This window comes from Adlercreutzia sp. ZJ242, from assembly GCF_011038995.1.
Lineage (GTDB): Bacteria > Actinomycetota > Coriobacteriia > Coriobacteriales > Eggerthellaceae > CAAEEV01.
In genome coordinates, this window is the sequence record NZ_JAAKEE010000062.1 from 1 (window position 1) to 15,033 (window position 15,033).

General features: G+C 68.3%; 10 protein-coding genes. 8 read left to right on the top strand and 2 right to left on the bottom strand.

Going from position 1 to position 15,033, the window contains the following annotated elements; translation table 11 throughout:
- On the bottom strand, window positions 1–1,741 hold a 1,741-nt coding region (locus G7Y49_RS10810; RefSeq protein ID WP_165173704.1), incomplete at its 3' end, for a nucleoside-diphosphate sugar epimerase/dehydratase.
- Window positions 1,742–2,193: 452 nt separating this feature from the next.
- On the opposite strand from G7Y49_RS10810, the gene G7Y49_RS10815 reads away from it, so the two are divergent.
- The 7 genes from G7Y49_RS10815 (at window position 2,194) to G7Y49_RS10845 (ending at window position 12,758) form a co-directional block, all read left to right on the top strand.
- Window positions 2,194–3,156 (top strand): tyrosine-type recombinase/integrase, encoded by a 963-nt coding sequence (locus G7Y49_RS10815; protein ID WP_165173705.1) that lies wholly within the window; start codon window positions 2,194–2,196, stop codon window positions 3,154–3,156.
- Between the two features lie 212 nt (window positions 3,157–3,368).
- Window positions 3,369–4,472 carry a Fic family protein gene (locus G7Y49_RS10820; RefSeq protein WP_165173706.1) on the top strand — a complete coding sequence of 368 codons (1,104 nt, stop codon included), beginning with the start codon at window positions 3,369–3,371 and terminating at the stop codon, window positions 4,470–4,472.
- Window positions 4,473–4,623: 151 nt separating this feature from the next.
- Window positions 4,624–5,499: a ParB/RepB/Spo0J family partition protein gene (locus G7Y49_RS10825; protein ID WP_165173707.1), complete on the top strand. Its 876-nt coding sequence runs from the start codon at window positions 4,624–4,626 to the stop codon at window positions 5,497–5,499.
- 50 nt (window positions 5,500–5,549) lie between these two features.
- Window positions 5,550–8,048: a UvrD-helicase domain-containing protein gene (locus G7Y49_RS10830; RefSeq protein WP_241157391.1), complete on the top strand. Its 2,499-nt coding sequence runs from the start codon at window positions 5,550–5,552 to the stop codon at window positions 8,046–8,048.
- Between the two features lie 149 nt (window positions 8,049–8,197).
- Window positions 8,198–10,762, top strand: a complete 2,565-nt coding sequence (gene leuS / locus G7Y49_RS10835; RefSeq protein ID WP_165173709.1) for a leucine--tRNA ligase — start codon at window positions 8,198–8,200, stop codon at window positions 10,760–10,762.
- A 219-nt stretch (window positions 10,763–10,981) separates the two neighbouring features.
- Entirely contained in the window at window positions 10,982–11,671 is a 690-nt protein-coding gene (locus G7Y49_RS10840) for a vancomycin high temperature exclusion protein (RefSeq protein ID WP_165173711.1), read from the top strand.
- 115 nt (window positions 11,672–11,786) lie between these two features.
- The gene (locus tag G7Y49_RS10845) at window positions 11,787–12,758 is read left to right on the top strand and encodes a Wzz/FepE/Etk N-terminal domain-containing protein (RefSeq protein WP_165173713.1); all 972 of its coding nucleotides are present in this window, start codon (window positions 11,787–11,789) and stop codon (window positions 12,756–12,758) included.
- Between the two features lie 54 nt (window positions 12,759–12,812).
- Here G7Y49_RS10845 and G7Y49_RS10850 read toward each other — a convergent pair whose 3' ends face one another.
- Entirely contained in the window at window positions 12,813–14,168 is a 1,356-nt protein-coding gene (locus G7Y49_RS10850; RefSeq protein ID WP_165173715.1) for a VanZ family protein, read from the bottom strand.
- Between the two features lie 228 nt (window positions 14,169–14,396).
- Here G7Y49_RS10850 and G7Y49_RS10855 point away from each other — a divergent pair, with 228 nt between their 5' ends.
- Entirely contained in the window at window positions 14,397–14,693 is a 297-nt protein-coding gene (locus G7Y49_RS10855; RefSeq protein ID WP_165173717.1) for a hypothetical protein, read from the top strand.
- Window positions 14,694–15,033 lie beyond the last annotated feature (340 nt).

The following is a 15,033-nucleotide window of genomic DNA, read 5'->3' on the forward strand; positions in this document are numbered from 1 at the left end:
GCTGGGCCGCGGTCAGCACCGTGATGCGCCCGTCCGAGGTGGGGCGCGCCTCCTCGGCGCCCATGCGCAGCTCCTCGTACATCTTCTCCCCGGGGCGCAGGCCCGTCTCGACGATATCCACGTCGCGCCCGGGCACGAGCCCCGAGAGCCTCACCAGGTTCTCGGCGAGGTCCCATATCCTCACCGGCTCGCCCATGTCGAGCACGAATATCTCGCCGCCGCGGGCGAGGGCGCCCGCCGTGATCACGAGGCGGGAGGCCTCGGGGATGGTCATGAAGTAGCGGGTGATGTCGCGGTGGGTGACCGTGACGGGGCCGCCCTCCCTGAGCTGGCGCTTGAACAGCGGGATGACGCTCCCGTGGCTCCCCAGCACGTTGCCGAAGCGCACCGCGGCGAACACGGTGCCCGACACGGCGGCGTAGCGCTGCACCACCATCTCGCACATGCGCTTGGTGGCCCCCATGACGTTGGCGGGGTTGACCGCCTTGTCGGTTGATACCAAGACGAAGTGCGAGCACCCCCGCTCGTGAGCCATGCGCGCCACGTTCAGCGTGCCGAACACGTTGTTCTCCACCGCCTCCCGGGCGTTGGCCTCCATGAGGGGCACGTGCTTGTGGGCCGCGGCGTGGAACACCACGTCGGGCGCGTGCTCGCCGAAGCACTTCTCGAGCGCGGGCAGGTGGGTGATCGAGCCGATCTCGACGGACAAGCCCACCCCCGCCTCCTCGCACTTGCCCTTGATCTCGTGGTAGAGCTCGTAGGTGGTGTTCTCGTACACGTCGAGCAGGATGATCTCGGCGGGGCGGGCGGGCAGCAGCTGCCGGGCGATCTCGCTGCCGATCGAGCCGCCCCCTCCCGTCACGAGCACGCGCCTGCCCGTGACGTAGCCCACCTGCGCGAGGTCGAGGGCGACCTCCTCGCGGGCGAGCAGGTCGGAGGCCCCCACCTCGCGAAGCGCCACCCCGCCGAGCTCGTCGGTGGGCACGTCCCTGACGTCGGGCAGCGTGAGGGTGCGAAGGCCCGTTCCCGCGCATATCTTGTAGATGCGGTCGCGCTGCGCCCTCGTGGCGCTCGGAATGGCGACCACGAGCTGCTCGGCGCCCAGGCGCGCGGCCAGCTCGGGGACGTCGTCGCAGGTCCCCAGCACCCGCACGCCGTGCACGTGGGCGCCCAGCTTCGAGGCGTCGTCGTCTGCGAGCCCCACCGGGCAGCCCATCATGCCGGCGTCCAGCGCCAGCATCCGCCTCACGGTGAGGGCACCCGTCTCGCCGGCGCCCAGCACGAGCGTGCGGGGCAGGCCCTCGGAGCGCGCGCCCAAAAGCGCCCAGCCCTTCCTGCCCGACCACGCCCGTATGGCCAGGCGCACGCAGGCCGTCGCCCCCAGGAACAGCGGCCACTCCACCGCGTAGACGCGAAGCGGCAGGCTCGCGCCCAGGAGGACGCGGCCCAAGACCCCGCCCGCGGCCGACGAGGCGACGCTCGCCAGGGCGAGCCGGCCCGCCTCTCCGACGCTGGCGTACTCCCAGAGGCAGCCGTACATCCCGAACGCGGCGTACACGGCCACGTTCGCCAGCGCGAAGAAGGCCACGTGCCCCAGCGTGGCCGGGTCGTCGAGCACGAGCCCGCCCACCTGGGTGCCCCAGGCGGCGACAGAGAAGGCCGCGAACGTGGCCGCCACGTCGAAGAAGGCGAGCGGCAGGGCGCGGACGAGGTCGCGCCTGGACAGGCGGCGCCCCGTCACGCGGCCGCCCTCCCCGCGCGGGTGACCCGGGCGGCCCGGGCCCCCGCGCCCTGCTGGGTCAATTGACCCAGCAGGGCGCCCGGACGCGGGGCGCGAGATGCACCCAATGCGGCTCGATGTACCGAATTGAGGATAGGAAAGCGCCCTCGAGCCGCTCCATCCGCGCCGCTGCCGCCATCGCCCTCCAGCTTCCTGAAATCGGCCTTTTCGGAAGTTCGCGAAGCCCGCCGGCTATCCGGCTGCCTGGCTGTCCAGCCGGCGCTCGCTTGTCTGACTGACCGTCTCGTCTATTTCGGCGCCTTCTCTCCTTGCATGCTGCAGATTCGCTTCGAGGCTTCTAGGATTGCATCGTATCGAAGAAGTCATGCAACGAGATCAACAGCGAGGTGTTCTCAATGAAGGCAGATATCGAGAAGCGAGTGGGGAAGGCGAGCTCCGCCAGAAGAGGTGGCATGCCAGAGAAAGGCAGGGCATCCGCCGAGGAGGAAGGCGGCGCGTCGAAGGAGGGCAGGGCGCTTGCAGAAGGGGAGGGCGGGACACCTGTCAAGGAAGCAGACAGCGTGCTGGAGACGGACGGCGCATCCGCCGCCCAAGCAAACAGCGCCCCCACCAACATGGACAGCTACGAGCGCTTCCTTCGGGATCAGGGCTTGGCGCCGGGCACGGTGCGTCTCTACGTTAGGGTGGCGTCGGACTACCTGAGGGAGTTCGGCGATCCCAGCCGCGAGGGCGCGAGCCGCTATCGCGACGAGCTCGTCAGCAGGTGCAAGCCGGCTACGGTCAACCTGCGGGTGAACGCCCTGAACCGCTTCCTCGCGTACGAGGGCATGCCCGAGTGCAGGGTCGGCTGCGTGCAGGTCCAGCGGCGCAGCTACCTCGAGGGCGTGATCAGCGCGGGGGAGTGCCAGCGGCTCGGGCGCATGCTGCTCGAGCACGGTCACATGACGTACTACTTCGCGGTGAGGGTCTTGGCCTCGACCGGCCTTCGGGTGAGCGAGCTGCTGGAGCTGACCGTTCGGGACGTGCGCGCCGGCCGCCTCGACGTGGTGTCCAAGGGCGGCAAGGCCAGGCGGGTGTTCATCCCGTCCTCGCTCTGCGCCGAGCTGGGGCGGTGGCTCGCGAAGGAGGGCCGCGCGGAGGGTTATGTCTTCCTCAACGCGCGGGGAGGGCGCATCACCGCGCGCGGCCTGTCGGGCCAGCTCAAGGTGCTCGCGGAGCGCTACGGCATCGACCCTTCGGTGGTGTACCCGCACTCGTTTCGGCACCTGTTCGCGCGCAGTTTCCTCGACGCGCGGGAGGACATCGCCCTCCTGGCCGACCTCATGGGGCACTCGTCCATCGAGACGACGCGCATCTACCTGCGCCGCACCGCCTCCGAGCAACGCGCGGTGGTGGAGGAGGTGGTCACGTGGTGAGCGCATGATCTGCGGCGCGAGCTACGAGCCCGCGGCGCGAGCCTGCGGCGTTTCTGGCGATAGGTCGCCTCAGCGCCGCGGCAGTGGAGGCGGGCGTTGCGCCATGCGCTGGGGCGGATAGCAAATCTCTTGAAATCGCAAGCGAGCCATAAACATTTCTCCCAAAAGCATAGTAGAATTGGGATATAAATGACGAGCTTGGGAGAAAAGGCATGAGGGAATTCAGCTACGATAGCCTGAAAACGCGCACTTGGAGCAACGAGATCATCTCCTACGTGGCTCAGATTCATGAGTATCGGGGCAGACAGGAGCTGCTTCTTCGGCAGAAACCCGTCGCACTCGACAGGCTCATCGAGATCGCGAGGATCCAGAGCACGGAAGGATCCAACGGCATCGAGGGCATCCGAACCACCGCGCCGCGCCTGCGCCAGCTGGTTGCAGACAAGACCACCCCGCGGAACCGCGATGAGCGGGAGATCCTCGGATATCGCAACGTTCTGGACCTGGTGCATGAAAGCTATGAGTACATCCCCGTGCGGCCCAGCTACATACTGCAGCTCCACCGTGACCTGCTTCGCTTCACCAGCTTCTCGTTCGGTGGAAGATTCAAGTCTGCCCCCAACGAGATCGACGTCGTGCTTGGCGGTGGAGAGCGTGCCGCCCTGTTTGTTCCGCTTGCGCCTCATGAGGTGTCGGATGCCATGGAGGGTCTTTGCGATGCGTATGATCTCGCATTGCGCGAGGGGGTAGTGGATCCGCTCATCTTGATTCCGTGCTTCGTGCTGGACTTTCTCTGCATCCATCCCTTTGAAGACGGCAATGGTAGGATGAGCAGGCTTCTCACGTTGCTGCTCCTGTATCGAGCAGGCTATACGGTTGGGCGCTACGTCAGCATCGAGAAGGCCATAGCGAACACCAAGGAGGCATACTACGACGCTTTGGCGGCGGCGGATGCGGGCTGGCATGAAGGCGAAAACGACCCGAAGCCGTTTATAGAGTATATGCTGGGCGTGGTCCTCTCGTGCTATCGGGATTTGGAGGAGAGGGTCTCTGTGGTCGAGGCCGTAGGAGCGAGGAGCACCTCCTACGATGTTGTGCTGCGCTATGCGCAGGGCGTGATAGGCACGTTCTTGAAGCGCGATGCGTTGGAGGCGTGCCCAACCTTGGGGAGCTCCTCGGTGGAGTCCGCGCTTAAGAGGCTGGTTGATGAGGGCGTGCTGGTCAGGCTCGGATCCGGCAGGAGCACGCGCTATGTGAGGAGCGATGCCGTGAAGGAGGAGGTTGGGGGCCTTGCTCACCTCGCTCGCGGTGTATAATGCGCCCGATGAGTTGGCTTTCGGGGCTAGTTGCGGGCTTGAGGCTTGGAGCCCAGAACGGTCTTGAGGCCCGGAAGCCGTATTTCGTGGTATGGGGCCAAAGCGGCGCTGGGGACTGGCGTCCAAGATGAAGGGGAGGATGCTTGTGGCGGTGAGCAAGCGCAATGACACGAACTCGACGCGGTTCGCGCCGGGGTCGGGCTTCACGGTCGAGGAGCGCAAGGTCGACGTCACCCAGCTGAGGGCGCACCCCTCCAACTCCTATTCCATGGACCCCGAGGCCATCGAGTCGCTCGCCGAGAACATCAAGGCGGTCGGGCTCATCCAGCCGCTCTATGTGCGCGAGGTTGAGGACGGCGGGCTGCAGATCCTCTCAGGCCACCGCCGCACCCGCGCGCTGCGCAAGCTCGCCGACGAGGATGACTCCTTCCGCATGGTCGACGCGCGCGTGGCCCGGGGCCTCTCAGACGCCGAGGCGCTTCTGATCCTGCACTCGGCCAACATCTTCCGCCCCGTCTCCAAAGACGAGCGCATCCGCCAGTCCGAGCAGCTCAAGGCCGAGGTGGCCGAGCTGCGCGCCGACCATCCCGAATGGCACGCCGTGCCCACCGACGACATCATCGCCGGCATGCTCGGCATGACCGCGAGCACCTACAAGCGCCAGACGCGCATCGCTAAGAAGCTCGTCCCCGAGCTCTACGAGCCCTACGAGCGCGGCGAGCTCGGCTCCATGACGGCGCTCGAGCTCGTCAAGCAGGAGCCGGGTTACCAGCGTGAGTTCGCGCGCGTGCTCAAGGAGAAGAAGCCGCGCGACAAGCGCGAGGCGGCGGTGGTGTTCGAGGAGTTCAGCGCCACGGTGGCCGACCTCATGGGCGAGCTCGACCGCGACGTCGCGCGTGTGGAGGCGACCCTGTTCAAGCTGCGCGACACGATGCGCCGCCGCGGCCAGCCCACCTACGTCGACCTCGAGCGCCTCGCGTCCGTGCGCGACAAGATCAGCGACATTCTCGAGGCGCGCGACGCGTAGGGCTTCTGGTAGAATCTCACCACTTGCTGGGCGAAGGCGTGGGAGGCAACGTGGCAGAAGAAGTGCGCGAAGGTATTGGGGTGACGGGGGATTGCGACCGGGAGCGCGCGGGCGCGCCTGGCTCCGGCGGCGCTGGGCTGACTGAGCCCGCTTCCGGCGCCTCCAGTTCCGCTGTTCCCGATGGCGCCCCCGGCGCCTCCGACCCCGTGTTCGCCGCCGAGCAGGCGCACCTCACGTCCACCTATGACGCGCTGGTCCGCATGGCGCGCGAGCTGGTGGCCAAGATGGAGCGCACGGGGGAGCAGGCGGCGGCCGACAAGCTCTCCATGTCCGAGGAGCTCGCGCCCAACTTCGCCACCTACGCCGACGCCATGGAGACCTACGCCGACTTCGCGGCCATGAACCGCGTGATCGACGCGTACAACGTCTCGCAGAGCCTCGACGCCGAGCGCCTCTCGAGCATCCGCCTGCTGCTGCGCCAGCCGTACTTCGCGAAGGTCGAGCTGCAGTACAAGCCGGGCGCCGCGCCGCGCGCGTTCTACTTGGGCACGGCCGGGATCTCGGACGACAACTGCCGGCGCATGGTGGTCGACTGGCGCTCGCCTGTGGCCGAGGTGTACTACAATCAGGACAACGGGCCCACGTCCTACGTGGCCAACGGGCGCACCATCAACGTGGACCTCAAGCTGCGCCGCCAGTTCGACATCGCGGGCGGCCGCCTGAACGCCTACTTCGACACCACGGTGGCCATCCAGGACGCGCTGCTCCTCGCGTCGCTCTCGCAGCAGCGCAGCGCGCAGATGAAGGCCATCACGGCCACCATCCAGCGCGAGCAGAACCAGGTGGTGCGCCACGCCGACGTGCCCGCGCTGCTGGTGGGCGGCATCGCCGGCAGCGGCAAGACCAGCGTGCTCATGCAGCGCATCGCGTATCTGTTCTACCAGAACCGCGAGACGCTCGACGCGCGCGAGGTGTTCCTCGTCACGCCGAATGCGCTGTTCCGCCGCTACATCGAGAACGTGCTGCCTGACCTGGGGGAGCGCAACCCCGAGATCCTCACGTGGGACGAGTTCGCCGCCTCGCTCCTGCCGCCTGACCGCGGCACCGCGAGGACGCCCGTGCCGCCCGAGCTGTTCGACCGCATCGACGCGGCGTTGGAGGGCTTCGCGTTCGAGCCCGACGACTTCCGCGACGTGAGGGACGGCGGCGTGCGGTTCCTCTCGGCGGCGCAGATCCGCCAGGTGTTCGACAAGTTCTCGAAGGCGACCGCCGGCCCGCACCAGATGACGCTCGTGCGCGAGGAGCTGGTGCGGCGCGTGGAGGGCAGGTTGGCGCAGATGGCGGCGCGCGAGGAGGCGCAGGACGAGGTCGCGGCCCTGCCGCTTGACGAGCAGCTGCGTCTGTTCGGTGAGGTGGTCGACCCGCAGGACGAGCGCGAGGCCGCGTCCTTCGCGCTGCGCTTTTTGCGCGAGCGCCACGCGGGCGTGCTCGCGGCCGTGGAGAACGACGAGTGGCTGCGCGTCGACCGCATCGGCATGCGCCTGCTGGGGACGACCGACCTCGCGCCCGCGACCTGGCTCTACCTCAAGATCGCGCTCACGGGTCTGGGGAATGCGCAGGCGAAGTACGTGATGGTCGACGAGGTGCAGGACTACACGGTGGCCCAGCTCCGGGTGCTCGCGCGCTACTTCCGCCGCGCGCACTTCCTGCTCCTCGGCGACGAGAACCAGGCGATCGCGGAGGGAACGGCGACGTTCGACGAGGTGCGGAAGGTGTTCGCGCAGGCGGCGGCGCGCGCGGGGATGGGGACGGCCCGCGGTTTGGCGGCGCGTGCGGGCGGCGGCGCGGCTGTGGGCGACGGCCTGGCAGCGGCTAACGACAACGCGTCGGACGGCGTGGCCACCTGCCAGCTCATGACGAGCTACCGCTCGACGCCCGAGATCACCGCGCTGTTCGCAGGGCTGCTCCCCGAGGGCGACCGCGTGCGCGTGGCCTCGGTGCAGCGCGAGGACGCGGCGCCCGAGGTCGTCACCTGCGCGGACGAGGCCGCATGGGAGGAGGCGCTCGTACGCGCGGTCGCGCAGGCGGGCGCTGACGTGCGGGAGCACGGCGGCCTCGCAGCCATAATCGCGCCGCACAAGGGCGAGGCGAAGAAGCTGGCGAAGCTGCTCGGAGCGACCACCGGGGGAGCTGCGAGTGGGGCCTCGCAGGTGGACGGCGCTGCCGCTGCCCCCGCGGGCGAAGCCCCCGTCGACGAAGCTTCCGTCGACGAAGCCCCCGCGACCGAAGCTCCCGCTGCCCCCGTCACCCTCGTCGGCAAGGGCGACGCCCTTCCCGCGAGCGGCGTCATCCTCATCCCGCTGCAGCTGGCGAAGGGCCTCGAGTTCGACCACGTCATCATCCCCGACGCGAGCGAGCGCGCCTTCCCCGCGAGCGGCGGCCGCCTTGCGCGCAACCGCCTCTACACCACCGTCTCGCGCGCCACGCGCCGCATCACGCTGCTGTCGAAGGGCGGCCTCACGAGCCTTCTGCCGCCCTTGCGCGCGTAGCTCGCGCGCGCCGTCCCTTCGCCTCCCTCCTCGCGCCCTGCGAAAAAGCGCCCTTGAACAGCGGGGTGCTGTCGGCGGGGCCGTTCCGTGGTAGACTGTTCCCACTTTGTCTCCAACGCCAAGAACGTCAGAGGAATCGAGTGTCGTTTATGAAACCTTACAACCCGCATGAGATTGAGCCGCGGCTTCAGGCTGCCTGGGAGGCGGCGGGGCTCAACGCCGTCCAGGAGGACGCGAGCAAGCCCAAGAAGTACGTCCTCGAGATGTTCCCGTACCCCTCGGGCGACATCCACATGGGGCACGTGAGCAACTACACCTACGGCGACGTCATCGCGCGCTACTCCAAGATGCGCGGCTTCGACGTGCTGCACCCCATGGGCTGGGACGCGTTCGGCCTGCCGGCCGAGAACGCCGCCATCAAGCACAAGAGCCACCCCGCGAAGTGGACGTACGCCAACATCGAGACGCAGAAGGCGTCGTTCAAGCGCATGGGCTTCTCCTACGACTGGGACCGCACCGTGGTGGCGTGCGACCCCGAGTACTACCGCTGGGGCCAGTGGATCTTCCTGCAGTTCTGGAAGCGCGGGCTGGTGGAGCGCCGCAACTCGCCGGTGAACTGGTGCCCGAGCTGCGCCACGGTGCTCGCGAACGAGCAGGTCACCGAGGGCCGCTGCTGGCGCTGCGACTCCGAGGTGGAGAAGCGCGACCTCACCCAGTGGTACTTCAAGATCACCGACTACGCCCAGGAGCTGCTCGACGACCTCGACCAGCTCGACGGCTGGCCGGAGCGCGTGAAGCAGCAGCAGGCGAACTGGATCGGCCGCTCGGAGGGCGCCGAGGTCGACTTCACGCTGTGCGACGCGGCCGGCAACCCCACCGACGAGACCATCACCGTGTTCACCACGCGCGCCGACACGCTGTTCGGCTGCAGCTTCTTCGTGCTCGCGCCCGAGTACAAGGGCCTGCATGACCTGGTGGCCGGCACGGAGCACGAGCAGCCCGTCATGGAGCTCGTGGAGGCTGCGGCGAAGGTGAGCGCCGTGGAGCGCGCCCAGGGCGACCGCGAGAAGCACGGGGTGTTCACGGGCCGCTACGTGGTGAACCCCGTGAACGGCGAGAAGGTGCCCGTGTGGGTGGCCGACTACGTGGTGGCCGACTACGGCACCGGCGCGGTCATGGCCGTCCCCTGCGGCGACCAGCGCGACTTCGAGTTCGCCCGCAAGTACGACCTGCCCATCATCCCCATCATCCTGGGTGAGGACGACCCGCTGTACCCCCAGCTCAAGGACGAGCAGAACCGCGCGGTCACCACGGTCGACTGGGAGTGCGCCTACGCGGCCGAGGGCATCCTCGTGCAGTCCGGCCCCTACACGGGCCTGGTGGGCGGCAAGCACTCGCCGGCCGAGGAGGCCGTGGTCGCCGAGCTCGAGCGCCGCGGCGCGGGCCGTCGCAAGGTGGAGTTCCGCCTGCGCGACTGGCTCATCTCGCGCCAGCGCTACTGGGGCAACCCCATCCCGGCCATCCACTGCCCCAGCTGCGGCGTGGTGCCCGTTCCCGAAGAGGACCTGCCGGTGCGCCTGCCCGAGGACATCGACCTGGCCGCGGGCGAGACGCTCGCCACGCACGAGGGCTTCGCGGCCTGCACCTGCCCCGTCTGCGGCGGCGACGCGCGCCGCGAGACGGACACGATGGATACGTTCACGTGCTCGAGCTGGTACTACATGCGCTACACCGACCCGCACAACGAGAAGGCGCCGTTCGACCCGGCCAAGACCAACGCGTGGATGCCGGTCGACCAGTACATCGGCGGCATCGAGCACGCTATCCTCCATCTGCTCTACAGCCGCTTCTTCACGAAGGTGCTGCGCGACATGGGGATGCTCTCCTTCGACGAGCCCTTCACGAACCTGCTGTGCCAGGGCATGGTGCTCGACGCGAACGGCGAGGTCATGAGCAAGTCCAAGGGCAACGTGGTGTCACCCGAGGAGATGATCGCCAACTACGGCGCCGACGCCGTGCGCGCCACGGTGCTGTTCATGGGCCCGCCCGACAAGGAGAAGCTGTGGAACGAGGACGGCCTCGCGGGCATGTGCAAGTTCCTGAACCGCGCCTGGCGCATTGTGTGCGACCTCGTGGGCGAGGCGGGGGAGGACACCCTGTTCGGCGGCGCCGAGGCTGACAAGGACGCCACGCACGCGGCCATGGACGAGCTGCGCCGCGAGCGCCACCGCGTGGTGGGCAAGGTCATCGAGGACTTCGAGCGCAACAACTTCAACACCGCCATCTCGGCGATCATGGAGCTCGTGAACGCCGCCTCCGCGTTCCTGCGCGCGGCCTCGCCCGAGCGCCGGCTGGGGTGCGCGAAGGCGGGCTCCTTCAGCCGCGAGGTGGCCGACGTGCTCGTGAAGCTCATGGCGCCCATCGCGCCGCACTGGGCCGAGGAGCTGTGGCAGACGGCGCTGGGGCACGCGGAGAGCTCCGTGCACTCCCAGGCGTGGCCCGAGTTCGACCCCGAGCAGGCCAAGGCCGACGAGGTGGAGCTTGCCGTGCAGGTGAACGGCAAGGTGAAGGCCAAGATCACCGTGGCCGCCGACGCCGCCGAGGACGCGGTGAAGGCCGCCGCGCAAGAGGCCGTCTCGCGGGCGCTCGAGGGCAAGGACCTCAAGAAGGTCGTCTACGTCCCCGGCCGCCTCGTGAACATCGTCGCGAAGTAGCCTGCGCCTTTCCCCTTGGCGCCCTTCGGTGTGTGAATACGCTTTGGAACTCCGCCGCCGCGCCGCGCTGGCGCGGCGGCGCTTTGCTATGATCGCACGCATGGCTTTCGATCAGCACATATTCGCAGGTAGGGCAGGCGCTTGGCACGTCGGGCGCGTGGCGGCTGGCGTGCGGGACGCGGGTGCGCGGCGTTCCCCCGTGCGGGACGCGGGCGTGCGATGAGCGCTCGGGGGAAGCAGCGGAAGCAGCGGAAGGAGCGCGGCCTTCTCGGGCGCGTGGCGTCTGGCGCGTTGAAGCTGGCGGCTGCGTGCGTCGTGGCGCTGGCGGCGCTGGTCGTGGTGGCGAACGTGTACACCGTGGCCAGCACGCGCGACGACGTGCACACCGTGTCGCAGCTCGCCGGCGCGCATGCCGACGCGGTGGTGGTGCTCGGCGCGTCGGTGTTCGCCGACGGGACGCCGTCCGACATCTTGGCCGACCGCCTCGAGGTGGCGTGCGACCTCTACGAGGCGGGTGCCGCCGACGTGGTCATCGTGAGCGGCGACAACCGCGACTCCCGCTACAACGAGTCCGACGCCATGAAGGACTACTGCGTCAAGCTGGGCGTTCCCGCCGACGACGTCTACGTGGACCACGCGGGCTGCGACACCTACGCCTCGATGTACCGCGCGCACTTCACCTACGGCGCGCAGAGCGCGGTGGTGGTCACGCAGGCCTACCACCTCTACCGCGCGCTCGCCATCGCGCAGGGCCTCGGCATGGACGCGCAGGGCGCGCCCGCCGACAAGGGCGCCTATGACAACCAGCTCAACTACAGCCTGCGCGAGGTGGGCGCGCGCACGAAGGACTTCGTCCAGACCCTCCTGAAGCTTCCCCCGGCCGACTCCGGCCAGCCCATCACCCGCTAGCTGCCCAAAGAGACGGGGCGAACAAACGGCCAAATAACGGCAATGACGCATCTGACGCCGTCGCACTTGCGATACAATCATCTGAATACGCCAATGAACGGAGGAGAAAGCGAATATGACACTTCTCGACCTTTTGAAGCTCATGAAGAGAAACTGGAAGATCATGGTTGCCCTTCCGGTTATATGCGCGGTGCTGTGCGCGGGGGTCCTGCTCGTCATGCCGAAGACCTACTCGGCGACGGCGACCGTTGCCGTGTCGGCCGAGCCAGGCGGAATCGGCGGCGTGGCTGAGGGCGTTGCAAGCGAAGTCGCGGGGCAGACGGGTCTTGAGGTGACGGCCAAGGCGAACACCGCCGCGAAGACGGTGTCCATCACCGCCGAGGGCGGCGACAGCTCGGCGTGCGTGAGCGCGGCGAACGACGCGGCGGAGAAGACGAAGACCAAGTCCGCGGCGCTGTACTCCGGCGCTGCCGTGCAGGTGTCGAAGGCGAGCGCCGCATCGGACATCTCTCCCAGCCTGCCCAAGTACGTGGCGGTTGCGCTCTTGGCGGGCCTGTTCGTCGCCATCTGCGCGATCGTAGTCATCGACATGTTCCGCGCGCCCATCCACTCCGCCGAGGAGGCGGAGGAGATCGCGGGCGCCCCTGTGCTCGGCTATGCAGATGCTCCTGACGGCGGCAAGCGCCTGCTCGCCAACGTGAGCTTCGCAGCAGGCGCCGACGCGCGCATGGTGTGCGTCGTCCCCGTCGGCCCGGCCGATAGCGCCGCGCGCACGAGCGAGGAGCTTGCGCTTGCCGCGGCGGCCGCCCCGCAGCAGTCTGCGGCCAAGATTCGCTTCGAGTCGACGAGCTCTCTGACGGCCGGCGTTGACGCAGCCTATGCGGCGCGCACCGCCGATGCGACGGTCGTGGTCGTGCGCGAGTGGCTTGACAGCGCGCCTGCCCTGGTCGAGACGATGCGCGAGCTCAAGCTCGCAGGCGTCGAGCCCGCGGGCCTGGCCCTCGTTTCCGAGGCCAAGCCCGTGCGTGCGGAGAAGGCCGCTGCGCGTGCGGAGAAGGCCGGGCGCCACGCGAGCCCGGAGCGCTAAGCGCTCCTCCAGACGTTCAAGGCAATCGGGCTGCCGTGAGGCGGCCCGATTTTTTTACGGCCGATAGGGGCGGCGGAAGGGCTCCGTCTGCTGGGGGTTGCGGGAAGGGCCTTGGCGCAGGGGCTGGTAGGGGGCTGCCGGGTTTGGCGCCGGGTACGTCTGGCGCGGGGGCTGCCCGGGGCCTTGGCGCAGGTCCGGGGAGGCTGCCTTGCTGGGGAGGAGGCGCGTGTTCGACACCACCTCGTTGAGCATGGTGAGCCTGAGGCCGAAGAGCGAGCCGACGGCGCGCACCACGAGGCTCACGACCCACAGCCCGTACACCATCGCGATCATCTCCACGAGCGTCGCGCTGCCGACGCCCTCGATCTCGCTCGGCACGAGCGCGACGAACCAGAGGGGCGCGGACACGAACAGCCCGAGCGTCCCGTAGCGGGCGAAGGGCGCGTACCAGGGCGCTCTCGAGCCGTCAGGACGGACGATGCGCAGCCCCACGAGGGCGTGCCCGAGCGTGCGCCCGCGCGTGACGGCGGGGATGACGCCGAAGGTGACGCACGCCGCCGCCGACAGGACGAGCAGCGCGCCCACGGGGTCGGCCTTCATGCCGAGGAGCATCTGGGCGAGGAAGCCCTTCGCCGCGGCGCGCGACGGGTCGACGGCGAGGGCCTTCGCCACCTGGAGCTCGCTCGGCTGCAGCACGAGCCAGGCGAGCAGGAAGAGCGCGGCGGTGACCAGCACGTCGACGGTGAACCCGGCAAGGCGCCGCGCTGCGCTCACGCGCGCAAGCCCTCGCTCGCGGGACTGGTCGTCCACCTCGTCCATGCCGGGCAGCGCCCAGCAGAAGGGGATCGCGAGCCAGAAGCCCAGCATGGCGCCGGCGGCGTTCAGGACGAGGTCGTCCACGTCGAAGAGGCGGTACGGGTGCTCGTAGATGCCGAACAAGCCCGTGAGCTGGGATGTCTCGAAGAGCAAGGTGGTCGCGAACCCGATGAGCAGCACGTGGTACCAGCGGCAGCGGAACAGGTACAGCAGAAACGCCCCCAGCGGCATGGTGAGCATGACGTTGAAGATCGCCTCGTACACGCAGGGGGTCTTGAGCGTGGCCGCCCACGTGGTGCGGTCGAGCAGGCTGAAGTCGGTTGACGCGCGGATGCTCTGGATCAGGTAGAAGGGGTCGAGCTGCGGTGACTGCGTGCTGGGGTTGACGTACCCGCGGTCGGGCGGCAGCGGAAGCACCACCAGGTAGCAGGCGCACAGGCAGTAGAAGGCGAACGAGAAGACCACGAAGGTCTTCCACACCGAGATGGAGCCGAACCGCCGGTACTGCCAGAGGGCGTAGGGAAGCGACAGGAGGAACGCTATCAGGGGAAACGTGAGCATTCCGAACTTGATGTCCGATATGTAGGAGTCCATGGGCGCAGTCCTTCGCGAAGGGTCCGTCTTCTCGTTGCTTTTGAGGCTCCTATTCTAGCGCATGGAGCCGAAACAGCGAAAATAGGGTATTGACGAGTAATAGATTATGTCATATAGTAAATACAGTCTAAAACACAGGGAAGCAGCTCGGCCGTTGGCGCCGGGCTGCTTTTCGTTTGCGGTCGTTGGCGTATACTGGCTATCCGAACGATCTCGAAAGGCTCTGCCATGGCGAATGAAACTGACAACCAGACCCTCACGAACGACGAGAAGCGCGCCCGCCTCGCGGGCGGGCTGGGGAAGGGCGCGAAGACGTCCGCGGCGGCGGATGCGAAGGGCGCCTCGACGCCTGGCGCTGCCTCAGGCGCCCCGGCGCCCGGAGCCGCGCCCGTGCGCAGCATGTCGCAGCTCGCGAACGAGACGGTCGACCGCAAGCTGCTCGTGCGCGGCATCGCGCTGTGCGCCGTCGTGGTGGTCGCGGCCGTCATCCTCATCATGGCCCTCTCGGCCGGGGTGCAGTCCTAAAGCCCGAGACGCGGCGGTGCGCGCTGCCTTCGGGTCGCCTGCTCCCTCCCTGCCCTCCGTCGCGCGCTGCTCCCCGCTCCGCTGTCGCTTCACGCCCCTGCTCCCCCGTCGCCTGCTCCCGTTTCCGTTTCGCCCCCTGCTCGCCGACGCTGGGGCGCGCCTGGAAGCCGTCTGGGAGGCCTGCGCGCAGGCGCCTGGCGTTGGTGGTAAACTCCCGTCTTTGACACCGGCGAACGGTAGTCGACTTCATATCCCCAGCTAACAGGCCTGTTAGCTGGGATTCAGACAGGTTTACCCTTTGGTACTTTTTACCTTGGCGCTGTGCGCGGCTGTGAGCACT